Here is a 24,469-nt window from a genome sequence, read left to right as displayed (position 1 = left end):
ATAACCGGGGATTTCATCATGAAAACAACTGCACGTCATATCCTGTTCGCCGCCGTCTCATCGCTGAGCCTTGCGGCGTGCGCCGCTCAACCGGGGATCGCTCCGGCCGCGCCCGTCGCAGCGGCGCCTGCGCCCGCCGGCGCCCCGCTCGATGCCAGCGTCCCGAGCCAGCTGCCGCGGATCGCGCGGCCGGTGCATTATGACATCAGCGTCGCCCCCGACGCGCAGGCGCTTCGCTTCACCGGCGAGGCGGGCATCGACATCATATTATACGAACCCTCGGCGGTGCTGACGCTGAACGCGCTCGACCTCGACTTCGCGGGCGCCAGCCTCACCGGGGCCGACGGCAAGGCGATTCCGCTGACCGCGGCGACCGACGCCGCCGCGCAGACGGTGAGTTTCACCGCGCCCGCGCCGCTCGCGCCGGGCAAATACCGCCTCGCCACCCGCTACACCGGCACGATCAACACGCAGGCGAACGGGCTTTTTGCGCTCGATTATCCCGACAAGGTCAGCGGCGACGAGGTGCGCGGGCTGTTCACCCAGTTCGAGGCCCCTGACGCGCGGCGCTTCGTCCCGAGCTTCGACGAGCCGAGCTACAAGGCGACCTTCAGCCTCTCGGCAACCGTCCCCGCGGGCGATCTTGCGGTGAGCAACATGCCCGCAACCAGCGAAACGCCAGTCGCGGACGGCAAGAAGAAGGTTACCTTCCAGATCTCGCCCAAAATGTCGTCCTATCTCCTCTTCTTCGCGACCGGGAATTTCGAGCGGCTCGCGGCGAAGAGCGAGAGCGGCGCCGAGGTCGGCATCGTGTCGCCCAAGGGGTCGGGCGAGCAGGCGCGCTTCGCGCTCGACAGCCTCGGCCCGCTGCTCGGCTATTACAGCGACTATTTCGGCCAGCCCTATCCGCTGCCCAAGCTCGACAATGTCGCGGGGCCCGGCCAGTCGCAATTTTTCGGCGCGATGGAAAATTGGGGCGCGATCTTCACCTTCGAACGCATCCTGCTCGACGACTCCCGGATCACGAGCGACGCGACGCGGCAGGCGATCTATTCGGTCCAGGCGCACGAGGTCGCGCACCAATGGTTCGGCGACCTCGTCACTATGGCGTGGTGGGACGACCTCTGGCTCAACGAGGGGTTCGCGAGCTGGATGGAAACCAAGGCGAGCGACCATTTCCATCCCGACTGGCAGCCCTTGCTCGACCGCGTCGACGGCCGCGAGCGCGCAATGGGGCTCGACGCCTTTGCGACCACCCATCCGATCGTCCAGACGATCCGCACCGTCGAGGACACCAACCAGGCGTTCGATGCGATCACCTATCAGAAGGGCGAGGCGGTGATCACCATGCTCGAATCCTACGCCGGCGAGGATGTGTGGCGGCAGGGCCTGCGCGCCTATATGGAAAAGCACAAATATGCGAACACACGCACCGACGACCTGTGGAACGCGGTCGAGGCGGCGGGCGCCGAGGGGCTGACCGCGATCGCGCATGACTTCACGAACCAGCCGGGCATTCCGCTGTTGCGCGTCGGCGGCGTGACCTGCGCCGGCGGCAAAACAATTGTCGAGCTGGCGCAGAGCGAATTTTCGCGCGACCGCAAGGACGCGATTGAAGCCGAGGGCCGCCGCTGGAAAGTGCCCGTCCTCGCGCGCGCCGGCACCGGCGCGGTCGCGCGACAGGTGATTTCGGCCGGGACGGGCACGCTGACCCTGCCCGGCTGCGGCGCGGTGCTGATCAATGCCGGTCAGGCGGGCTATTACCGCACGCTTTATTCGCCCGCCGCGCTCGCGGCGCTGCGCGGCGACTATGCCAGCCTGGCCCCGATCGACCAGCTCGGGCTGCTCGGCGACAATTTCGCGCTCGCCTATGCCGGTTATCAGCCGATGGGCCCGGCGCTCGACCTGCTGACGGCGGTGCCACACGATGCGAACCAGAAGCTGCTCGGCGACGCCGCCGGGCGTTACGCGGCGCTCTACAAGCTGTTCGACGGCGAACCGGCGATGCAGAAGCAGCTTGCGGCGCGCGGCACCGCGGCGCTCGGCCCGGCGATGGCGCGGCTCGGCTTCGACCCGCGCGCCGGCGAGCCCGCGCTCGACAGCATCTTGCGCTCCGAATCGCTCGGCGCGCTCGGGACGCTGGGCGATGCCAAGGTGCTCGCCGAAGCGCGGCGGCGCTTCGCACTGCTCGACCGCGATCCCGCCGCACTCGACGGCCCGCTGAAGGCGCGCTGGCTCGGCATCGTCGCGGCGAACGCTGGCGAAGCCGAATGGAACAAGCTGCGCGGACTCGCCAAGGCATCGAAGTCGGCGGTCGAACGCAGCACTTTCTATGCGCTGCTCGGCTCGGCGAAGGACGAGGCGCTCGCCAAGCGCGCGCTCGCGCTCGCGCTCACCGACGAACCCGGCAAGACGGTCAGCGCCTCGATCATCGGCGCGGTCGCGGCGAATCATGCCGAAATGGCGGTCGATTTCGCGGAGGCCAATCAGGCGGCGGTCGACCGGCTGATCGACGCCTCGGCGCGCGCGCGCTTCCTCGCGGGGCTCGCCGGATCGTCGAACGACCCCGCGATGATCGGGAAGCTCGAAGCGATCGCGGCGCCGCTGCCCGCCGATGTGCGCAAGCCCTATGACAAGGTGCTCGCGAGCCTGAAGGAACGCAGCATCAGCCGCCCGCGCATCAAGCGCGAAACCGCGGACTGGCTGAAAGCGAAGTAGGGAAAGTCCGCCGCGGTTGGTCAGCCGGCTGGCTGCGGCGTCCCCACCGGCATCGCGCTTTCCCATTCGGCGCGCGCCTGGCGAATCATCGCCTTCAGCGCCTCGGCCTGGCGCTGCCACGCGGCGGCAGCAGCGGCGCTCCATGCCGCGCTCGCCGCGGCGCCCAGTTCCTCGACCGTCATGTCGATGAAAGCGTCATATTCGGCGATCGGCAGTGCCCCATAGGCGCGGTGGGTGAAGACGAGTTCGGCAACGAGCGGCCAGACCCACCCCTCGCCCTTCGCCAGCCCCAGCATCATCTGCAAGGTCTCGTCGGTCATCCGCCGCGACGAGGCGTCGACGATCATGAAGCTCGCGCGGCGATCGGGAAAGGCGGCGAAGAAACGGTCGAACAGCGCGTGGCGGATGTCGATACCGGCGTCGGCGACGGCGACGAGGCTCGCCTCCATCGCCGGAGCATCGTTCATTTGAACAGGCTGCCCAAAATGCCGCGCATCAGCTGGCCGCCGAACTTGCCCGCAACCTGCCGGCCGAGGCTCGTCGCCGCCGATCGCGCCGCGGACTGCATCATCTTTTCGGCCATCGAGGGTTTGGACGCCTCGCGCGCTGCGGCCTTTTCGAGCCGGATGCGCTCGCGCTCCTCGGCCGCCTTGCGCTTCGCCTCTTCCTTCGCGGCGATCGCGGCCTGCTTGTCGGCCTCGACCTGCGCTTTCGCTTCGACGGCGGCCGCCTGCGCCTGCTCGGCCTTGGCGGCGAGCAGTTCCTCGGCGCTTTCGCGGTCCACCGCCGTGTCATATTTGCCTTCAACCGGCGAGACCGACTGGATAATCGCGCGTTCCTTGGCCTCCAGAGGCCCGGCGCGCGAGCAGGGCGGCTTGATCAGCGTGCGCTCGACCGGCGACGGGGCGCCGTCAGCCATCAGCAGCGAGACGAGCGCCTCGCCGACCTTCAGTTCGGTGATCTCGCGCGCGACGTCGACCTTGGGATTGGGGCGGAAGGTTTCGGCGGCCGCCTTCACCGCCTTCTGGTCGCGCGGGGTGAAGGCGCGGAGCGCATGCTGGACGCGGTTGCCGAGTTGGCCCGCGACCTCTTCGGGCACGTCGATCGGATTCTGCGTGACGAAATAGACGCCGACACCCTTCGAGCGGATCAGCCGCACGACCTGCTCGATCTTTTCGGTCAGCGCGGGCGGCGCGTCGTCGAACAGCAGATGCGCTTCGTCGAAGAAGAAGACGAGCTTGGGCTTGTCGGGGTCGCCGACCTCGGAAAGCGTCTCGAACATCTCCGACAAGAGCCAGAGCAGGAAGGTCGCATACAGCTTCGGGCTCGCCATCAACTTGTCGGCGGCAAGGATGTTGACATAACCTCGGCCATTATCGTCGCAGCGGATCATGTCCTGAATGTCGAGCGCGGGCTCACCAAAGAAATGGTCGCCGCCCTGGCTTTCGAGCGTGAGCAATTGCCGCTGGATCGTGCCGACGGTCGCCTTCGACACATTGCCATATTTGGTCGTCAGTTCGTCGGCATTCTCGGCGCACCACGCCAGCATCGCCTGTAAATCGCCTAGGTCGAGCAGCAGCAGATTCTGTTCGTCGGCGACCCTGAACGCGATCGCGAGCACGCCTTCCTGCACTTCGTTGAGCCCCATCAGCCGCGCGAGCAGCAGCGGCCCCATTTCGGAGATGGTGGTGCGGATCGGGTGCCCCTGTTCGCCGAACAGATCCCAGAAGATCACCGGATTGTCGCGATAGGCCCAGTCGGTATCGCCGATTTCGGCGGCGCGTTTCGAAAAAGGCTCATGGACCTTTGCCGTCGGGCTGCCCGCCATCGCCATGCCGGCGAGGTCGCCCTTCACATCGGCGACGAACACCGGGACGCCGACCGCCGAGAAACCTTCGGCGAGTCCCTGCAGCGTCACCGTCTTGCCGGTGCCGGTCGCGCCGGCGATCAGCCCGTGGCGATTCGCGCGTTTCAGCACCAGCGACTGGCGCGGTCCATCGGCCGCCCCGCCGCCGCCAAGCCCGATATAGATTTCGCTCGCCGTGCTGCCGTCGCTCACCCGCTGTCCTCCGTTCGAAAGCCTTTACCGAGGTCTAGAGCGGGGGGCGGGGACAGGCAATCGGCAAAGGAGTGGAGGGTGGGGTGGTTGCGCGGTCGGCAACGGCATTCGATCCTCCCTGTGGCGAAGCCATGGGGAGGTGGCAGCGGTGTTGCCGCTGACGGAGGGGCTATGGGCGACGTTGCCGCCCCTCCACCACCGCTTCGCGGCGGTCCCCCTCCCCACGGCTTCGCCGCAGGGAGGATCTGGTCATCCGCTCCCCAACCCGCCAAAGAAAAGCCCCGCCGGATCGCTCCGGCGGGGCTTATTTCTGTCGGCCAAAGCCGCGAGGAAGCTTATTCCTCGCTTTCGCCTTCGGGACGCTCTTCGACCATCACGTCATCCGACGTGAAGTCCTCGCCCTGCACCTTGCCGAGCGGATCGTCGCCGAGCGCCGCTTCGGGGCCCTGCGCCAGTTCGGCTTCATGCTCTTCGGCGGCGGTCGCCGGCGCGATCAGATGCTCCTGATTCGCGGCGCGCATCGCGGCGCGAAGCGCGGCATCCTTCGACGAAGCCGTCACGCGGACGCGGTTCATGGCAGCGCCGGTACCCGCCGGGATGAGGCGGCCGACGATGACATTTTCCTTGAGGCCCTGCAGCGAGTCGATCTTGCCCTGCACCGAAGCCTCGGTGAGAACGCGGGTCGTCTCCTGGAAGGACGCCGCCGAAACGAAGCTGCGGGTCTGCAGCGACGCCTTGGTGATGCCGAGGAGGACCGGACGGCCCTCTGCGGGAACACCATTCTTCGGCAGCTTGGCGTTATATTCCATCATCTCGAGGTAATCGAGCTGTTCGCCCGGCAGCAGCGTCGTGTCGCCGCCCGACGTGATCTCGACCTTCTGCAGCATCTGGCGAACGATCACCTCGATGTGCTTGTCGTTGATCTTCACGCCCTGCAGTCGATAGACTTCCTGGATTTCCGCGACGAGATATTCGGCCAGCGCCTCGACACCCATGACGTCGAGGATGTCGTGCGGATTGGGCGAACCGCTGATCAGCGCGTCGCCGCGCTTGACCTGGTCGCCTTCCTGCACTTCGAGGACCTTCGACTTGGGGATCAGATACTCGATCGGATCGCCTTCTTCCGGAACGATCGCGATCTTGCGCTTCGCCTTGTAATCCTTGACGAATTCAATGCGGCCGCTGATCTTCGCGATAACGCTGTTGTCCTTCGGAATGCGCGCTTCGAACAGCTCGGCAACCCGCGGCAGACCGCCGGTGATGTCGCGCGTCTTCGACGCTTCGCGGCTGACACGCGCCAGAACGTCGCCCGCCTGCACTTCCTGACCGTCCTCGACCGACAGCATGGTGCCGACCGCGAGCAGGTAGCGCGCGGCTTCGCCCGACTGGTCGTCGAGCAGCGTCAGGCGCGGCTGAAGGTCTTCCTTCTTGGCGCGGCCCGCCGAGCGATATTCGATCACGACGCGCTGGGCGATGCCCGTCGCTTCGTCGACCTGTTCGACCAGCGTCTTGCCGTCGGCCAGATCCTGATACTTCACGACGCCCTGCTTTTCGGTGATCAGCGGCATTGTGAACGGATCCCATTCGGCAATCCGGTCGCCCTTCTTCACCTTCTCGCCGTCCTTGTGCATGATCTGCGCACCATAGGGCAGCTTGTGCGTCGCGCGCTCGCGGCCTTCGCTGTCGATGATCGCGATTTCGCCCGAACGCGACAGAGCCAGACGGCGGCCGCGCTGGTCGACGATCGTCGCCATGTCACGATATTCGATCGTGCCGTCCGAAATCGCTTCGGCGTTCGACTGCTCGTTGACCTGCGCCGCACCGCCGATGTGGAAGGTCCGCATCGTCAGCTGGGTGCCCGGCTCACCGATCGACTGCGCGGCGATGACGCCGACGGCTTCGCCGATGTTGACCGGCGTACCGCGGGCAAGGTCGCGGCCATAGCATTTGCCGCAGACGCCCAGCGTCGCTTCGCAGACCAGCGGCGAGCGGATCTTGACCGACTGGACTTCGGCGTCCTCGATCCGCTGCGTCGTCGCTTCGTCGAGCAACGTGCCCACCGGCGCGATGACATTGCCGTCCTTGTCGACGACGTCTTCGAGCGTCGTGCGGCCGAGGATGCGCTCGCCGAGCGAGGCGATCGTCGAACCGCCCTGGATGATCGCACGCATTTCCATGCCGCGTTCGGTGCCGCAATCTTCCTCGATCACGACACAGTCCTGCGACACGTCGACCAGACGGCGGGTCAGATAACCCGAGTTCGCCGTCTTGAGCGCCGTATCGGCGAGACCCTTACGCGCACCGTGGGTCGAGTTGAAATACTCGAGAACGGTGAGGCCTTCCTTGAAGTTCGAGATGATCGGCGTTTCGATGATCTCGCCCGACGGCTTGGCCATCAGGCCGCGCATGCCCGCGAGCTGCTTCATCTGGGCCTGCGAACCGCGAGCACCCGAGTGCGCCATCATATAGATGGAGTTAATCGGGGCGAGGCGGCCGTCGTCGAGCTTCGGCGTCGCGCGGATTTCGTCCATCATCGCGTTCGCGACCTTGTCGCCGCACTGCGACCAGGCATCAATGGCCTTATTGTACTTTTCCTGCTGCGTGATCAGGCCGTCCTGATACTGCTGCTCGAAATCCTTCACGAGGGCGCGGGTCTCGTCGACCATGCCTTCCTTCGACGCCGGGATGATCATGTCGTCCTTGCCGAACGAGATCCCCGCCTTGAACGCGTTGCGGAAGCCCAGCGCCATGATGGCGTCGGCGAACAGCACCGTCTCTTTCTGGCCGGTGTGGCGATAGACCTGGTCAATCACGTCGCCGATTTCCTTCTTGGTGAGAAGGCGGTTGACGACGTCGAAGGGCACGGTGTGCGACTTCGGCAGGCATTCGCCGATCAGCATGCGGCCCGGCGTGGTCTCGAACCGCTTCAGATACTCGTTGCCCTGCTCGTCGGTCTGCGGAACGCGGCTCACCACCTTGGTGTGCAGCGTCACCGCGCCGGTGAACAGCGCCTGATGCACTTCGGCCATGTCGGCGAGCAGCATGCCCTCGCCCGGCTCGCCTTCGCGCTCCAGCGAGAGGTAATAGAGACCGAGAACCATGTCCTGCGACGGAACGATGATCGGCTTGCCGTTCGCGGGGCTGAGGATGTTGTTGGTCGACATCATCAGCACGCGCGCTTCGAGCTGGGCTTCGAGGCTCAGCGGAACGTGGACCGCCATCTGGTCCCCGTCGAAGTCGGCGTTGAACGCGGCGCAGACCAGCGGGTGAAGCTGGATCGCCTTGCCTTCGATCAGCACGGGCTCGAACGCCTGGATGCCGAGGCGGTGGAGCGTCGGGGCGCGGTTCAGGAGGACCGGGTGCTCGCGAATGACTTCGTCGAGGATGTCCCAGACTTCCTTGCGTTCCTTTTCGACCCACTTCTTCGCCTGCTTCAGGGTCATCGACAGACCCTTGGCATCGAGGCGCGCGTAGATGAACGGCTTGAACAGTTCGAGCGCCATCTTCTTCGGCAGGCCGCACTGGTGCAGCTTGAGCTCGGGGCCGGTTACGATGACCGAACGGCCCGAATAGTCGACGCGCTTGCCGAGCAGGTTCTGACGGAAGCGGCCCTGCTTGCCCTTGAGCATGTCCGAAAGCGACTTGAGCGGACGCTTGTTCGCACCCGTGATCGTGCGGCCGCGGCGGCCGTTGTCGAACAGCGCGTCGACGGCTTCCTGCAGCATGCGCTTTTCGTTGCGGACGATGATGTCCGGCGCGCGCAGCTCCATCAGCCGCTTCAGGCGGTTGTTGCGGTTGATCACGCGGCGATAGAGGTCGTTGAGATCCGACGTCGCGAAGCGGCCGCCGTCGAGCGGCACCAGCGGGCGCAGTTCGGGCGGGATGACCGGCACGACTTCGAGGATCATCCATTCGGGGCGGTTGCCCGATTCGATGAAGCTCTCGACGACCTTCAGGCGCTTGATGATCTTCTTGGGCTTGAGCTCCGACTTGGTCGTCGCGAGCTCTTCCATCAGGTCGACGCGTTCCTGTTCGAGATCGAGATTCTCGAGGAGCACGCGGATCGCCTCGGCGCCGATGCCGGCGCTGAACGCGTCTTCGCCATATTCGTCCTGCGCGTCGAGCAGTTCGTCTTCGGTCAGCAGCTGGAACTTTTCGAGCGGGGTCAGGCCGGGCTCGAGGACGATATAGGCTTCGAAATAAAGGACGCGCTCGAGCTGCTTCAGCTGCATGTCGAGCAGCAGGCCGATGCGCGACGGCAGCGACTTCAGGAACCAGATGTGCGCGACGGGCGCGGCGAGTTCGATATGGCCCATGCGCTCGCGGCGAACCTTGGTCACCGTGACTTCGACACCGCACTTCTCGCAGACGATGCCCTTGTATTTCATGCGCTTATACTTGCCGCACAGGCATTCATAATCCTTGATCGGGCCAAAGATGCGCGCGCAGAACAGGCCGTCACGCTCGGGCTTGAACGTGCGGTAGTTGATCGTTTCGGGCTTCTTGATCTCGCCGAACGACCACGAGCGGATACGCTCGGGGCTCGCGATGCCGATCTTGATCATGTCGAAGGTTTCGGGCTTCGCGACCGGGTTCATGAAGTTGGTAAGCTGGTTCATATGTCTGCTCCATCTTCCCCTCTCGCTTGGCGCGAGAGGGGTGAGGAAAAATCTTATTCGGCGGCTTCGGGAAGGGCTTCGGGACCTTCGTCATCGTCTTCGTCCGCATAGGACGAAAGCTCGACGTTGAGGCCCAGCGAGCGCATTTCCTTGACGAGCACGTTGAAGCTTTCGGGAATGCCGGCCTCGAAGGTGTCGTCGCCCTTGACGATCGCTTCGTAGACCTTGGTGCGGCCGATCACGTCGTCCGACTTCACCGTCAGCATTTCCTGGAGCGTATACGCCGCGCCATAGGCCTGGAGCGCCCAGACCTCCATTTCACCGAAGCGCTGGCCACCGAACTGCGCCTTACCGCCCAGCGGCTGCTGGGTGACGAGGCTGTAGGGGCCGATCGAACGCGCGTGGATCTTGTCGTCGACGAGGTGGTGGAGCTTCAGCATATAGATGTAGCCCACGGTCACCTTGCGGTCGAACTTGTCGCCGGTGCGCCCGTCGTAGAGGTCCGACTGCCCCGAGTCATGCAGCCCCGCGAGGGTCAGCATGTTCGACACGTCGGCTTCCTTCGCGCCGTCGAACACCGGGGTCGCGAAGGGCACGCCAACGCGGAGGTTGTCGGCCAGTTCGACGATATTGTCGGCATCGCGCGACTTGATATCGTCGAGATATTCGGCGCCATAGACATGCTCGAGCGCATCGCGCACGGCTTCGGGCATCTGCCCGCCGACTGCGTCGGGATTGGCGTCGCGCCATTCGTCGAGCGCCTGCGTGACCTGCCGGCCCAACCCACGCGAAGCCCATCCGAGGTGGGTTTCGAGGATCTGCCCGACGTTCATGCGCGACGGCACGCCGAGCGGGTTAAGCACGATGTCGACATGCGTCCCGTCTTCGAGGAACGGCATGTCCTCGTTCGGCAGTATGCGGCTGATGACGCCCTTGTTGCCGTGACGGCCGGCCATCTTGTCGCCCGGCTGCAGCTTGCGCTTCACCGCGACGAAGACCTTGACCATCTTCAGCACGCCCGGGGCGAGTTCGTCGCCGCGCTGCAGCTTTTCGACGCGATCTTCATACTTCGCGTTGATCCGCTTGATCGCGTCGTCATACTGCGCCTTGATCGCTTCGAGGGCGGTCTGGGCATTGTCTTCGACAACCGCCAGCTTCCACCAGTCGGCGCGGTCGAGGTCGGTCAGCATTTCCTCGGTCACGGTGTCGCCCTTCTTCAGACCCTTCGGCACCGCGCTGGTCGTCTGACCGATCAGCAGGTCCTTGAGGCTCGAGAAGGTCGCACGGTTGAGGATCGCGCGCTCGTCGTCGGCGTCCTGCTTCAAACGTTCGATCTCTTCGCGTTCGATCGCAATCGCGCGTTCGTCCTTGTCGATACCGTGGCGGTTGAAGACGCGGACTTCGACGACGGTGCCCGACACGCCCGGCGGCAGGCGGAGCGAGGTGTCGCGCACGTCGCTGGCCTTTTCGCCGAAGATCGCGCGCAGCAGCTTTTCTTCCGGCGTCATCGGCGATTCACCCTTGGGGGTGATCTTGCCGGCCAGAATGTCGCCCGGGCCGACTTCGGCGCCGATGTAGACGATGCCCGCTTCGTCGAGGTTGCGCAGCGCCTCCTCGCCGACGTTCGGGATGTCGCGCGTGATGTCCTCGGGCCCGAGGCGCGTGTCGCGGGCGGTGACTTCGAATTCCTCGATGTGGATCGAGGTGAAGACGTCGTCCTTCACGATGCGTTCGGAAATGAGGATCGAGTCCTCATAATTATAGCCGTTCCACGGCATGAACGCGACGAGCACATTCTTGCCGAGCGCCAGTTCGCCAAGCTCGGTCGACGGACCGTCGGCGATGATGTCGCCGCTCTTGACCACGTCGCCCACCTTCACCAGCGGACGCTGGTTGATGCAGGTGTTCTGGTTCGAACGCTGGAACTTCTGCAGGCGATAGATGTCGACGCCCGACTTGCCGGGTTCGACCATGTCGGTCGCGCGGATGACGATACGCGTCGCATCGACCTGGTCGATCACGCCGCCGCGGCGCGCGGCGATCGCGGCGCCCGAGTCGCGCGCGACCGTCTCTTCCATGCCGGTGCCGACGACCGGAGCCTCGGCCCGGAGCAGCGGCACAGCCTGACGCTGCATGTTCGATCCCATGAGCGCGCGGTTGGCGTCATCGTTTTCGAGGAACGGGATCAGCGAGGCCGCGACCGAAACGAGCTGCTTCGGCGACACGTCCATCAGCGTGATCTGGTCGCGCGGCGCCATCAGGAATTCGCCCGCTTCGCGCGCCGAGATCAGCTCGTCGATGAAGCTGCCGTCGGCGTTGAGGTCGGCGTTCGCCTGCGCAACCGTGTGCTTCGACTCTTCCATCGCCGACAGATAGACGACTTCATTGGTGACCTTGCCGTCGACGATGCGGCGGTACGGCGTTTCGATGAAGCCATATTTGTTGACGCGCGCGAAGGTCGCGAGGCTGTTGATCAGACCGATGTTCGGGCCTTCGGGCGTTTCGATCGGGCAGATGCGGCCATAGTGGGTCGGGTGAACGTCGCGGACTTCGAAGCCGGCGCGTTCGCGGGTCAGACCGCCCGGCCCGAGCGCCGAGACGCGGCGCTTGTGCGTGACTTCCGACAGCGGGTTGGTCTGGTCCATGAACTGCGAAAGCTGCGACGAGCCGAAGAATTCGCGCACCGCGGCAACCGCGGGCTTCGCATTGATCAGGTCGTTCGGCATCACGGTCGACACGTCGACCGAGCTCATGCGTTCCTTCACCGCGCGCTCCATGCGCAGCAGGCCGACGCGATACTGGTTTTCGAGCAGCTCGCCGACCGAACGCACGCGGCGGTTGCCGAGATTGTCGATGTCGTCGATTTCGCCCTTGCCGTCCTTGAGGTTCACCAGCTCCTTGACCACGGCGAGAATGTCCTCGCTGCGCAGCGTCGTCACCGTGTCCTCGGCGTCGAGGCCGAGGCGCATGTTCAATTTCACACGACCCACCGCCGACAGGTCGTACCGCTCGGCGTCGAAGAACAGACCGCCGAACAAGGCTTCGGCGGTTTCGCGCGTCGGCGGTTCGCCGGGGCGCATGACGCGGTAGATGTCGCTCAGCGCCTGGTCGCGATCCTCGGCCTTGTCGGCCTTCAGCGTGTTGCGGATCCACGGACCGGTGTTGTTGTGGTCGATGTCGAGCAGGACGAGCTTGTCGATGCCCGCGGCGTCGAGCTTTTCGAGATTGTCGGCCGACACTTCGTCGCCGGCTTCGATATAGATCTCGCCGGTCGCTTCGTTGATCAGGTCATAGGCCGAGTAGCGGCCGAAGATTTCCTCGGTCGGGATCAGCAGCGTGTCGAGACCGTCCTTCGCCGCCTTGTTGGCAAGGCGCGGGCTGATCTTATGGCCGGCGGCGAAAACGACTTCGCCGGTCTTGGCGTCCACCACGTCGAACCCGGGCTTCGACCCGCGCCAGTTTTCGACGACGAACGGGACCTTCCAGCCATTCTCGGCGCGCTCGAAGACGAGGCGATCATAGAAATGGTTGAGGATTTCCTCGCCCGACATGCCCAGCGCATAGAGCAGGCTGGTGACCGGCAGCTTGCGCTTGCGGTCGATACGGACGTTGACGATGTCCTTGGCGTCGAATTCGAAGTCGAGCCACGAACCGCGATACGGGATCACGCGCGCGGCGAACAGGAACTTGCCCGACGAGTGGGTCTTGCCGCGGTCATGGTCAAAGAGCACACCCGGCGAACGGTGCATCTGCGACACGATGACGCGCTCGGTGCCGTTGACGAAGAAGGTGCCGTTCTCGGTCATGAGCGGCATGTCGCCCATGTAAACGTCCTGCTCCTTGATATCGAGGACCGAGCGGGTGTCGGTTTCGCTGTCGACCTCGAAGACGATCAGGCGCAGCGTGACCTTCATCGGCGCCGCATAGGTGATGCCGCGCTGACGGCATTCCTCGACGTCATACTTCGGCTCTTCGAGTTCGTAGTGGACGAAGTCGAGTTCGGCGGTGCCGGCGAAATCGCGGATCGGGAAAACGCTGCGCAACGTCTTTTCGAGACCCGAAACATAACCGATCGACGGATCGGACCGCAGGAACTGCTCATAGGATTCGCGCTGCACCTCGATGAGGTTGGGCATCTCCACCGCTTCGTGGATGTTGCCGAACAGCTTGCGGATTCGCTTGCTTGCGGTTGCTTCGAGGGCCTTGCCCACCGACTTCGCCTTGGTCGCCATAAGTGATTGTCTCGCCTTAATAAAATAGCTCGCGAGCGCAGGAGAGACGCAAAAAGGCCGCGACGAACCGTTGCCGGTTTACCGCAGCTTTCCAACGCATCTCGAAATCCCCGCCGCCCTATCCGTACAACCCGTTGCGCAAAGTCGGGCTCTATCTCGGACGATGGGGTATGGGCGCAATATAGGATTGGGGTCGCGGAGTGTCAACGGCGCCGCCGCCGCCGCCAAAGTGCAGCAATTTCGCAACACTGCTGACACGAACGTCAGCGCCGCGCATTTCGGCGATTGATCACGCGCGCGCGCGCCGCCAAAGAGCCTTGGTTTTTCACTCTCCCATCGTCAACTCTGTTTCAGGAAGCTCGCCATGCGCCACTTTCCTTCCACTATTGCTATAAGCTTTGCCCTCGCGACCGCCGCCTGGGCCGCTCCCGCCGCCGCGCAGGACGCCTCCGCCGATCCCGCCGTCGAAGACAGCGGCCTCGGCGACATCGTCGTCACCGCGCAGCGCCGCGAGGAAAGCCTGCAGGACGTGCCCGTCGCCGTCTCGGTGCTGTCGGGCGACACGCTCGGCGCGATCACCTCGACCGGCGCCGACGTCCGCGTGCTCGCGGGCCGCGTCCCCAGCCTCAACATCGAAAGCTCGTTCGGGCGCACCTTCCCGCGCTTCTATATCCGCGGCCTCGGCAACACCGACTTCGACCTCAATGCGTCGCAGCCGGTCAGCCTCGTCTATGACGATGTCGTGCTCGAAAACCCGATCCTCAAGGGCTTCCCGATCTTCGACCTCGACCGCGTCGAAGTGCTGCGCGGGCCGCAGGGCACCTTGTTCGGCCGCAACACGCCGGCGGGCATCGTCAAGTTCGACACCGTCAAGCCCGGCAAGACCGGCGGCTATGCGCGCGTCAGCTATGGCCGCTACGGCACGAGCCAGGTCGAGGTCGCGGCGGGCGCCGCCGACGACAGCGGCTTCTCGGTCCGCCTCTCGGGCCTCTATCAGCATCGCGACGACTGGGTCGACAATATCGCGACCACGAAGAAGGACGATCTCGGCGGCTATGACGACATCGCCGCGCGCCTCCAGCTCCAATATGAAAGCGGGCCCTTCACCGGCCGCGTGACCGGCCAGGTCCGCGTCTACGACGGCTCGGCGATCATCTTCCGCGCCAACACGCAGGTGCCCGGCAGCAACAAGCTCGTCGGGCTCGGCGGCGCGGGCACCGAATTCGAGCGCGACAAGGTCTGGCAGGACGGGATCAATTTCCAGAAGCTCAACACCTATAATGTCGGGCTGAACCTCGAATATGATTTCGGGCCGGTGACCGCTTACTCGATCACCTCTTACTGGAACGGCAATTTCCGCAGCCGCGGCGACATCGACGGCGGCTTCGGCAACCGGTTCGCGCCGGTCAGCGGGCCAGGCCTCATTCCCTTCTCGGCGCAGAGCCAGGACAATGTCCCGAGCCTCGACCAGTTCACGCAGGAAATCCGTATCGCGTCGAACAATAATGGCGGGCTCGGTTATCAGTTCGGTGCCTTCTATTTCGACGAAAAGCTCGACATTTCGAGCTTCGAGTTCGAAAACCCGACCTCCGCGGCCCCGTGGGCGATCGCGACCCAGCGGCAGGACAGCGAAGCCTATGGCATCTTCGGTTCGGTCAACTATGAATTCGACAATGGCTTCAAGTTGCAGGCCGGCGCGCGCTACAACCACGATACGCGCGATTTTGTCGCGGCACGCCCGGTCGAAACGCGCCCTGGCTTCATTACCGATCCCGACCCCAACACCCCGGTCCCGCCGCAGGCCGCAAAGGTCAAGGGTAAGCTGCTGACGTGGGACGCGAGCGCGAGCTATGAAGCGTCGGATGCGCTGACGCTCTATGCCCGCGTCGCACGCGGCTATCGCGCGCCGTCGGTGCAGGGTCGCCTGACCTTCTCGCGCGTCATCTCGACTGCCGATCAGGAAGAAACAATGTCGTATGAAGCGGGCATCAAGACCAGCTTCCTCGACAACCGCGTCCGCTTCAACCTGACCGGCTATTATTTCGATACCAAGGACCTGCAGCTCACCGCGGTCGGCGGCACGTCGAACCGCGCGAGCCTACTCAATGTCGACGCCAAGGGGCATGGCATCGAAGCGGAGCTGCAAGCGGCACCGGCAAAGGGCCTGACCTTCTCGATCGGTGGCGCATGGAACGTCGCCGAGATCGACGATACCGGCGCCTTCGTCGCGGGCTGCTCGGCACCGTGCACCGTGCTTGACCCGCAACGCCCCGGCAGCCCCGGCATCTTCTCGATCGACGGCAACCAGCTGCCGCAATCGCCGAAATGGACGCTGAACTGGACCGCGGGTTATGAAATTCCCGTCGGCGATGGCGCCATCTATGCCTTCACCGACTGGTATTACCGCTCGAAGGTGCAGTTCTTCCTCTATCGCTCGGTCGAATTTTCGGACGACAAGATGATCGAGGGCGGGCTGCGCGTCGGATACAAGACCGATCGCTTCGACATCGCGGGCTTCGTCCGCAACATCACCAACGATGAATCGCCGACCGGCGGCATCGATTTCAACAATCTGACGAGCTACGTCAACGAACCCCGCATCTGGGGCGTCGAGGCGGGCGTGAAGTTCTGATGACTACCCCGGCCCGTGCGGTTCCAGCACCGCGCGGGCCAGGCTTCGCATCGCGATATTTCCATGTTATCATCGACATGCAACCCTGTTGATGCGGGAGTCGATGATGATCCGTTTGACCGCCAGCCTGACCGCGATCGCCCTGTTTTCCACCGCCGCCGCGGCGCAGGGCATTGGTATCAATTCGGCCGCCACCATCGGCGCCAACAGCTCCGGCGAATATGCCCGGGCTTTTCCCGTCGGCCGCGACAACAGCCCCAAAGCCGTCCTCGCCCGGCTCAACCAGCTTTGCGCGAGCGACCGGCCCTCCGACCAGCAACGCTGCGAAAAGGCGTGGCGGGTAATCAATCGGGCCCATGCCGATCTGCAGGCCCGCCGCGCGGCCGCCGCCACAAGCCACAGCGTCACGAACTAGCGCGAACGAACGCTAGGCGACCGGTCCGACACGCGGATCGGGCTCGAGCCGGATCAGCGGGCGTGTGCGGCCGGTCATCCGGGCGAACAGGCGCGGCACCAGCGCATGGGCCTGCGCCCAGTTCCAATAAGCGACATAGGCGGGATCGGCGAGCAGATGCTTCTCCTCGGTTTTCGCGCGCCAGTAATAGATGCCGCTGACGAGCCCAAGCAGCGCGACGTTGCGCGCTCCCTCGATCCAGCCGCCCGCGGTGACGAGGAAGGGCAAGGAACCGATCCACCACGTCAGATTCTTGGAAATATAGGCGGGGTGCCGGGTGAAGGCATAGGGCCCGTGGGTGATGATGCCGCGATGCGTCAGGTTCGAAAAGCGGATGCCGAACGCCATCGTCGCCCAGCTGTAGACCGCGGTGAGCAGCACCAGCACGATACCCCAGGCAATCAGCAGCCCCTCATGCCCCGCGAGCCAATAGCCCCAGTCGGAGCCATGGACCTGATAGTCGAGCGGACCCCCGCTCATCAGGATGAAGGGCGGGTAGCAGACGAGCGCCGCGACCCACGCCATGCCATAGGGGTTGGCGGTGCGGATATGCGCGTCGAGCGGCTTCAGCGTCAATATATAGCCGACCGTCGCGATATGGACGTCGACCAGATAGAGGAAATTGATCGCCCATAGCCCGGTCAGATAGGGATTGGCGGTGACCTCGCTCAGCGGCACGGTGACCAGCGCCGAAAAATTGCCCGGCACGATCGACAGCATGAAGGCGGTGAAGAAGCCCTTCACCGCCCACGCGCGCAGATGATGTCCGATCGCCCGCCCGTCGACCGGCTGGCCGGGCGCGATGAGCCAGCGGCCGAACTGCCAGCAGCCGTCGCGCGGTTCGATCATCCGTCGGTCGAGCCACAGCATATAGGGCACCGAGACGAGCAGCAGCCACGGCGCGACGGTCTCGAGCAGATTCATCGAAAAGGCGTAATTGCCCTCCCAATAATAGCGCATCGTCGCATAGATCAGCGCGATCAGCCCCCATGTCGCCCACATGCCGGCGAGCTTGGTCAGGCTGATATCGAGCGTTTCGCGCCAGGGCCGGCGCTGCGCCCAGTCGATTCCGGTCGACGGATTGCGATGCACCTTGTCGATGAAGACCGACCACAGCACCATCGGCAGACCGCAGGCGAGCACGCTCGCGATCGCCGAATTCGGCCCGCTCATCGGCCCGTGCGATCCCCAGTCGACGCCGAGGAAAGCCGCGATTTCGGGCGCGAAGCGCGCGATGAGCAAATAGCTTACCAGCCCCGCGAGTCCGACGATGCCGACCCCTGTGCTGACTGCCGAACGCGGGCGTGCGCCCGTCGGCGCGGATATGTCGCGCGGCGATTCGTCCGGGGCGGAGAAAGCGGATTCGGCCATGATATTCACCCGCTTAGCCCTAGCCAAAAAGGGTAAGCAAGCCGTCAATATAAAGCGACGATTCGCCTGCGGAATCCCGCCAAATTGGTAGCATTCGTGCAAGTTGACACCGTTCACCGCGCAAGCGTTTCGATTCAACCCGACTCGGGGCGCAAAGATTCGCCTGGGCCCGATCGGCCTGATAAGGCGCGCATCAATCGGGGCGGAGGGCTCCACAAAACAAACAAGATGGGGTCGCCACTTGTCGTCGAAAACAACGGGCCTGCGCGATTTGCGCCAGCGCGTCTCTGCGCTGTTTCAGGACCATGAAATCTTCGTTCGCACGCACGGCCATGTCCGCTTCCTGCGTGTCAGCGCCGTCTGGCAAAAACGCGTCGCGCTGATCGCCGGCGTCGTGCTGCTCGCCTGGGCCGGCGCGACGCTTGCCGTGCTGATCAACCAGTTGCTCACCGCCGACGAACGCGCCGCGGTGGCGCATCAGCAAGCCGCTGCCGCCGCGTCGGAAGCGCGCATCGCCAAATATCGCGATCGCGTCGCCGAAACCGCGGCCGATCTCGAGGAGCGCCAAGCGCTGCTCGAAAGCGTCGCCGAAACCCATTTCGGGATCGATCCGGCAGCGATGCCCGCCGAACCGGCGGCGCAGCGGTCCGCCGTTCCGGCCGAACCCGTCAAGACCAGCGCGATCGATCCGAACCTGCCTCCCGAAGCGCAGATCCTCGCGCGGCTCGCCACGCGGCAGGAAGCCTTCGCGGGTCGCCTGCTCGCGGCGGTCAAGGACCGTGCGGCGAAGGCCGAAACCGCGGTCGCGGCGCTCGGCCTCAACCCCGACCGGCTCGTCCGCAACGCCGCGGCCGGACGCGGTGGTCCCTTCATCCCCTATCGCGACCGCATGGGCAAAGCCAAGACGTTGGGCGCCAGCTTCGCGGCGCTCGACAGCGCGCTGTTCCGCATGGAAGTGCTCGAACGCACGCTCGTCGCGGTGCCGTCGGGCAACCCCGCCAACGTGCTGATGATGTCGTCGGGCTTCGGTTATCGAAGCGACCCCTTCACCGGCGCGGGCGCAATGCACGCCGGTCTCGACTTCCGCGGGCCGATCGGCACCCCGATCCTTTCCGCCGCACCGGGCCGCGTCAGCTTCGTCGGCCGGAAGTCGGGCTATGGCAATGTCGTCGAGGTCGATCATGGCCAGGGCATTCTGACGCGCTACGCCCACCTCTCGGGTTTCACGACCAAGGTCGGCACGCAGGTCACCGCCGGCCAGCAAATCGCCAAAATGGGCTCGACCGGCCGTTCGACCGGCAGCCACCTGCATTTCGAAGTCCGCCTGAACGGCGAAGCGGTCAATCCACGCAGATTCCTGGAGGCAAAAGCCGATGTTCTCGAAGTCAAAGCCGATGCCCGACAGCGAGTCGGTTCCGTCGCTGCCGCCCGCGGTGCCCGCTAAGATGGCGACCGGCGCGCGCCATACGACCTTTTCGATCCTCGGATCGGACGTCGTCGTCACCGGCAATGTGGCCGCCAGCGTCGACCTGCACGTCGACGGCAAGATCGAGGGCGACCTCAAATGCGCCAATCTCGTCCAGGGCGAGGCGAGCGAGATCAAGGGCGCGGTGACCGCCGAGACCGCGAAGATCGCGGGCCTGCTCGACGGCTCGATCGAAGCCAAGACGCTGATCGTCCACGCGACCGCGCGGATCACCGGCGATGTGGTCTATGAGAGCATCACGATCGAGAATGGCGGCAAGGTCGACGGCAAGCTGTCGCATCGCCGCCATGGCGCCGCGGCCGCCAAGGCGCCGCCGCCGCTGGAAGTCGTCGAGAACAAGTCGGCCGCCCTCTGACCCGCGCCGCGCATCGGCGCGGCGACGATCATTTCGACACGGCGATCTCGCGTCCGGATGCACGCCCCGCATCATTCTGGTGTCGCTGGACGGCGACCCTGTTCCGGCCGCCGCGCTTGGCATCGTAAAGCGCTTCGTCGGCGAGCCGGTAGAGCTGCTTGAAATCGCACGCCGGCCGCACCTCGGCCACCCCGACGCTCGCGGTCACCAGCCGCTCGCCCACCGCCTCGCTATGATCGCACGCGGCGATTCCGCGCCGGATGCTTTCGGCGAAACGGCTGAGGATGATGCCCTCCATCCCGATCGTCAGCAGGCCGAACTCTTCGCCCCCCAGCCGCGCGACTGTGCACATCGAACCTTCCCAGCGCTCGATCCGGCGGCCGATACCGCACAGCACCGCGTCGCCCGCCTCGTGACCGTAAATATCGTTGATCGACTTGAACCGGTCGATGTCGACGAGGAGCAGCGCCGCCGGCAAATTGTCGGCGCGCGCGCGGTCGAGCAGCGGCGTCACGCTGTCGATGAAGCCGCGGCGGTTCGGCAGGCCGGTCAGCGGGTCGCGGCGCGCCAGCTGCTGCGCCTGCGCCTCGGCATCGCGCGCATGGTCGCGCTCGATCCGCAGATGGGCGAGGCGGCGCGTCGCCGCCGCGGCGAGCCATAGCGCCTGCCAGGTCGCGGCGACGAGCACGACGAGTTTTGACCCGCCGCCCCAGAAGCCGTCCTCGATATCGACGATGTGGATGAATGCGAGCACCGCCATGGGCAGCCCCCAGGCGCCGAGGAAATCGCGCGCCTCGATCGAACCCCGCCGCCACGCCCAGCCGAGATAGAGAACGACCATGACAAGGTCGGCGATGACAAGGAGTCCGAGCAGATCGGCCAGCGCCGCGAGGCTGCCGCCGCGGATGAACGCCAGCGGGATGCCCGCAAGTCCGACGCCGGCGCCGAGAAGCAGCGTGGCGGTCCGGAGTCCCTTGGGCACGGTGCCGCGTTCGACGGCGGTCACCGCGCTGGCGGTCGCGGCAGCGATGGCGAGGCAGGCGAGGAAGGTGCCGGCCTGCGCCGTGATCGTTCCCGCCGCCCACGGCACGAGCCCCAGATGCGCCTGCGACCAGAGTGTGCCCCAGAGCAGCATCGTCGCCGCCCAGGCCGCCTGCCAGGCGAGATATTTGCGGCGTACCGCGACCGCAAGCGAGAGGCTGTAGATGCAACTGACGAGCAGCAGGGTCAGCGCGGCGCCGACCGCCGCCGCCATGCCCGCCGATTGCATTCCCGCCTCGTCATTCGCAACGATCCGCGCCCGCACGAACTGGTGTCCCGAAAGCCCGTCGAAGCGCATCGTCACGGCGGTGAGGGGGACGCCGCGCCCGGGTGCCTCGAACAATATCTGTCCGCCGGCGCGCCAGTGTGTCCCGAAATCGCCGCTGCGCACTCGCTGCCAGCGCGTCGCGCCATCGGCATAGGAGAAGGCAACCGCAAGTCGGTCGAACCGCGAATTATGGACCATCAGCGCCAGATCGCGGCGCGGCGCGGCGCCGTCGATCGGGGCGCGAAGCCAGAGGCTTGCCTGCTGATAACCCTCTGGCGCGCCGTGGCACGAAAAGCGGAGCCCGGACAGAGCGTCGTCACCGAGCGCGGTGCCGCTCACCGCGTGGCAGAGGTCGCGTTCGACGTCGAGCGAGCGCGCATGCGCGGGGGCCGCGATCAGGGCGAGAAGCAATGCGGACAGACCGAGCCAAAGCCGGCCGCGCCATATTTTCGCCAGATCGCCCATCGCAGTCATCGCCGCCCTATGACATCAATAGGTTGTGAATTCTTTGCCATCGGACAAATTCGCTTCAGCGCGCCGCGAGCCGGCCGACCCGCATGGCGACCGCGACCCGATCGCCGAGGCCGATGCCCTCGGCTTTCTGCACCGCTAGCTTGACCGGCAACAGATAGCTTCCATCGCGCGGGAAAAGCGAGGTCGCGAATTCGGTGCCGCCGATCGTCGCCACGACGGGCACCACGCCCCAGCCATAGCTTGCCGTCATCGCGGCATAGCGGATCGCGCCGATATGCTCGTCGGGAATAGCCGTGAAAAGGAAGGGCGCCGGCCCGCGCCATTCGATGATCTCAGCCTGAAAATGGAACGTCTCCATCAGTTCCTCGGCGCCTGCCGGCGATAGCTCAATGCCTCGGCGATATGGATGCGCCCCACGGATTCGGCGCCCGCAAGGTCGGCGATCGTCCGCGCCACGCGCAGGATCCGCGTATAGCCGCGCGCCGACAGCCGCATCGCCTCGGCCGCCTGCGCGAGCAGCCTGCGCCCGGCGTCATCGGGTGTCGCGACCGCCTCGAGCAGTTCGCCGTCGATCTCGGCATTGGTGCGCGCCTTATGTGCCGCATAGCGCGCGGTCTGCACATCGCGCGCCGCCGCGACGCGCGCCGCGACTTCGACGCTGCCCTCGGCGGGCGGCGGCAGGACGAGGTCGGCGGCGCTCACAGCCTGCACCTCGACATGGAGGTCGATCCGGTCGAGCAAAGGTCCCGACAGCTTCGCCTGATAATCGGCGGCGCAGCGCGGCGCGCGGCTGCACGCGAGCGCGGGATCGCCGAGATGGCCGCAGCGGCACGGGTTCATCGCCGCGACGAGCTGGACGCGCGCGGGGAAGGTGACGTGGGCGTTGGCGCGCGCGACGCTCACTTCGCCCGTTTCGAGCGGCTGGCGGAGCGAATCGAGCACGCCGCGCTGGAATTCGGGGAGTTCGTCGAGGAAGAGCACGCCGAGATGCGCGAGGCTGACCTCGCCCGGCCGGACGCGCAAGCCCCCGCCGACGAGCGCGGGCATCGAGGCCGAATGATGCGGGCTGCGAAAGGGTCGCGCGCGGACGAGGCGCCCGCTTTCGAGCGTCCCCGCGACCGAGGCGATCATCGATACTTCGAGCGCCTCGGCGGGAGTGAGGTCGGGGAGGATGCCGGGCATGCACGCCGCCATCAGCGACTTGCCCGCGCCGGGCGGTCCCGACATCATCAGATTGTGGGCGCCCGCCGCCGCGATTTCGAGCGCGCGCTTCGCCGTCTCCTGTCCCTTGACCTGCGACAGGTCGGCGGCGCGGACGGGTTCTTCGACTTCGCCCGGCACCGGCGGCGACAGCGGCGCATTGCCCTTGAAATGATTGAGCAGCGACAGGAGGTCGGGCGCGCCGATCACCTCGACATTGCCCGCCCACGCCGCCTCCGGGCCTTGGACCGCGGGACAGATGAGCCCGCGCTCGGCGCTGCCCGCATGGATCGCGGCGAGCAGCACGCCGGGCGACGGCGCGACGCGGCCGTCGAGGCCGAGTTCGCCGACTATCACATAGGAGGCGAGCGTCTCCGCATCGATCACGCCCATCGCGCCGAGCAATGCGAGCGCGATGGGGAGGTCGTAATGCGAGCCTTCCTTGGGCAGGTCGGCGGGCGACAGGTTGACGGTGATGACCTTGGGCGGAAGCGACAGGCCGATCGCGGCGATCGCGGCGCGGACGCGCTCGCGGCTTTCGCCGACCGCCTTGTCGGGCAGGCCGACGACGACGAAGCGCGGGACGCCGGGCGTGACCTGGCACTGCACCTCGACCCCGCGCGCTTCGATGCCGAGATAGGCGGTGGTTGAAACGATCGCGACCATATTCCCCCCGGAACAGGATGTGCCCCCTTTGTTCCGATGTCTTCTTTAGGCGAAGTGGCGGGAAGGTCGAGTCTTTTCGCAACTTTTCGATCATCGCGCATATCGCCGTCGCATTCTCATTTGACAACATACCAACTGGTCGGTATGTTGATTCGCATGACGACGACGAATCGCCCTTCCCCCTCCTCCTCAGCGGTCCCCGCAGCCGCCGCCCGAGTCCCCTCGGCGGGCGGCGGCACCCCGGGCAAGCGCGCGCCGCGTGGCAGCGCCCGCGCGAAACTGATCGCGGCGGCGCATGCGATGGTGCGCAAACAGGGCTATGCCGCGACGACGGTCGACCAGATCTGCGCCGAAGCGGGCGTGACCAAGGGCGCCTTCTTCCACCATTTCGCGTCGAAGGAGGCGCTGGCGGTCGCGGCGGCCGAGGGCTGGACCGAGCGCGCGCGGCCGATGTTCGAGATGCCGCCGCACGTGAAGCTCGACGACCCGCTGGCCCGACTGCTCGGCCATATCGATTTCCGCCTCGCGATGCTCGACGGTCCCACCGAGGATTACACCTGCTTCGTCGGCACGATGGTGCAGGAAGCCTATGCGACGAGCGACGCGATCCGCGCCGCGTGCGAGGCGAGCATCAACGCCTATTGCGAGGCGCTGGCCCCCGACATCCAGGCAACGATCGACCTGTATGGCGCCCCCGAGGACGTCACCGCGATCGGCCTCGCGCAGCATGTCCAGTCGGTGCTGCAGGGCAGCTTCGTCCTGGCGAAAACGACGAACGACCCGGCGATCGCGCGGGAAAGCGTCATCCATCTGAAGCGTTATGTCCGGATGCTGTTCGGACGCGGAGGCGCGGCATGATGCGACAGGTAATTGCCCCCACGCACCGCGCACGCT

14 protein-coding genes are annotated in these 24,469 nt (G+C 65.6%); 6 read left to right on the top strand and 8 right to left on the bottom strand.

Annotated elements, in window-relative coordinates; genetic code table 11:
* Nucleotides 1-18: 18 nt before the first annotated feature.
* Nucleotides 19-2,718 (top strand): M1 family metallopeptidase, encoded by a 2,700-nt coding sequence (locus tag VFG17_RS04530; protein ID WP_325028260.1) that lies wholly within the window; start codon nucleotides 19-21, stop codon nucleotides 2,716-2,718.
* Nucleotides 2,719-2,738: 20 nt separating this feature from the next.
* Here VFG17_RS04530 and VFG17_RS04525 read toward each other — a convergent pair whose 3' ends face one another.
* The 4 genes from VFG17_RS04525 to rpoB all read right to left on the bottom strand — a co-directional run bounded on the left by VFG17_RS04525 (nucleotide 2,739) and on the right by rpoB (nucleotide 13,628).
* Nucleotides 2,739-3,185 (bottom strand): hypothetical protein, encoded by a 447-nt coding sequence (locus VFG17_RS04525; protein ID WP_325028259.1) that lies wholly within the window; start codon nucleotides 3,183-3,185, stop codon nucleotides 2,739-2,741.
* The gene (locus VFG17_RS04520; RefSeq protein WP_414712923.1) at nucleotides 3,182-4,777 is read right to left on the bottom strand and encodes a helicase HerA-like domain-containing protein; all 1,596 of its coding nucleotides are present in this window, start codon (nucleotides 4,775-4,777) and stop codon (nucleotides 3,182-3,184) included. Before VFG17_RS04520 ends, VFG17_RS04525 begins: the two co-directional genes overlap by 4 nt.
* 335 nt (nucleotides 4,778-5,112) lie before the next feature.
* Complete coding sequence (rpoC, locus tag VFG17_RS04515; protein WP_325028258.1) at nucleotides 5,113-9,396, bottom strand: DNA-directed RNA polymerase subunit beta'; 4,284 nt, start codon at nucleotides 9,394-9,396, stop codon at nucleotides 5,113-5,115.
* Nucleotides 9,397-9,449: 53 nt separating this feature from the next.
* A complete protein-coding gene (gene rpoB / locus VFG17_RS04510) occupies nucleotides 9,450-13,628 on the bottom strand; it encodes a DNA-directed RNA polymerase subunit beta (RefSeq protein ID WP_325028257.1) in 4,179 nt (1,392 codons plus the stop codon).
* Between the two features lie 364 nt (nucleotides 13,629-13,992).
* On the opposite strand from rpoB, the gene VFG17_RS04505 reads away from it, so the two are divergent.
* Together VFG17_RS04505 and VFG17_RS04500 are read left to right on the top strand one after the other, a co-directional pair.
* Nucleotides 13,993-16,260 (top strand): TonB-dependent receptor, encoded by a 2,268-nt coding sequence (locus VFG17_RS04505; RefSeq protein WP_325028256.1) that lies wholly within the window; start codon nucleotides 13,993-13,995, stop codon nucleotides 16,258-16,260.
* A 106-nt stretch (nucleotides 16,261-16,366) separates the two neighbouring features.
* Nucleotides 16,367-16,675: a hypothetical protein gene (locus VFG17_RS04500; protein ID WP_325028255.1), complete on the top strand. Its 309-nt coding sequence runs from the start codon at nucleotides 16,367-16,369 to the stop codon at nucleotides 16,673-16,675.
* A 12-nt stretch (nucleotides 16,676-16,687) separates the two neighbouring features.
* Here VFG17_RS04500 and VFG17_RS04495 read toward each other — a convergent pair whose 3' ends face one another.
* The gene (locus VFG17_RS04495) at nucleotides 16,688-18,085 is read right to left on the bottom strand and encodes a methyltransferase family protein (protein ID WP_414712922.1); all 1,398 of its coding nucleotides are present in this window, start codon (nucleotides 18,083-18,085) and stop codon (nucleotides 16,688-16,690) included.
* Between the two features lie 241 nt (nucleotides 18,086-18,326).
* Here VFG17_RS04495 and VFG17_RS04490 point away from each other — a divergent pair, with 241 nt between their 5' ends.
* On the top strand, nucleotides 18,327-19,529 hold the full coding sequence (locus VFG17_RS04490) for a M23 family metallopeptidase (protein ID WP_325028253.1): 1,203 nt from the start codon (nucleotides 18,327-18,329) through the stop codon (nucleotides 19,527-19,529).
* On the top strand, nucleotides 19,480-19,926 hold the full coding sequence (locus VFG17_RS04485; RefSeq protein WP_325028252.1) for a polymer-forming cytoskeletal protein: 447 nt from the start codon (nucleotides 19,480-19,482) through the stop codon (nucleotides 19,924-19,926). Before VFG17_RS04490 ends, VFG17_RS04485 begins: the two co-directional genes overlap by 50 nt.
* Before the next feature lie 28 nt (nucleotides 19,927-19,954).
* On the opposite strand, the gene VFG17_RS04480 is transcribed toward VFG17_RS04485, so the two are convergent.
* Genes VFG17_RS04480 through VFG17_RS04470 form a run of 3 tightly spaced genes read right to left on the bottom strand, consistent with a single transcriptional unit; the run spans nucleotide 19,955 to nucleotide 23,575 of the window.
* A complete protein-coding gene (locus tag VFG17_RS04480; RefSeq protein WP_325028251.1) occupies nucleotides 19,955-21,709 on the bottom strand; it encodes a GGDEF domain-containing protein in 1,755 nt (584 codons plus the stop codon).
* A gap of 55 nt (nucleotides 21,710-21,764) precedes the next feature.
* The gene (locus VFG17_RS04475; protein ID WP_325028250.1) at nucleotides 21,765-22,067 is read right to left on the bottom strand and encodes a DUF1905 domain-containing protein; all 303 of its coding nucleotides are present in this window, start codon (nucleotides 22,065-22,067) and stop codon (nucleotides 21,765-21,767) included.
* A complete protein-coding gene (locus tag VFG17_RS04470; protein ID WP_325028249.1) occupies nucleotides 22,067-23,575 on the bottom strand; it encodes a YifB family Mg chelatase-like AAA ATPase in 1,509 nt (502 codons plus the stop codon). Before VFG17_RS04470 ends, VFG17_RS04475 begins: the two co-directional genes overlap by 1 nt.
* A gap of 156 nt (nucleotides 23,576-23,731) precedes the next feature.
* On the opposite strand from VFG17_RS04470, the gene VFG17_RS04465 reads away from it, so the two are divergent.
* The gene (locus VFG17_RS04465; RefSeq protein ID WP_325028248.1) at nucleotides 23,732-24,433 is read left to right on the top strand and encodes a TetR/AcrR family transcriptional regulator; all 702 of its coding nucleotides are present in this window, start codon (nucleotides 23,732-23,734) and stop codon (nucleotides 24,431-24,433) included.
* Nucleotides 24,434-24,469: the final 36 nt, after the last annotated feature.

The organism is Sphingopyxis sp., assembly GCF_035686825.1.
Lineage (GTDB): Bacteria > Pseudomonadota > Alphaproteobacteria > Sphingomonadales > Sphingomonadaceae > Sphingopyxis.
This window is presented reverse-complemented; position numbering and strand designations above follow the sequence as displayed.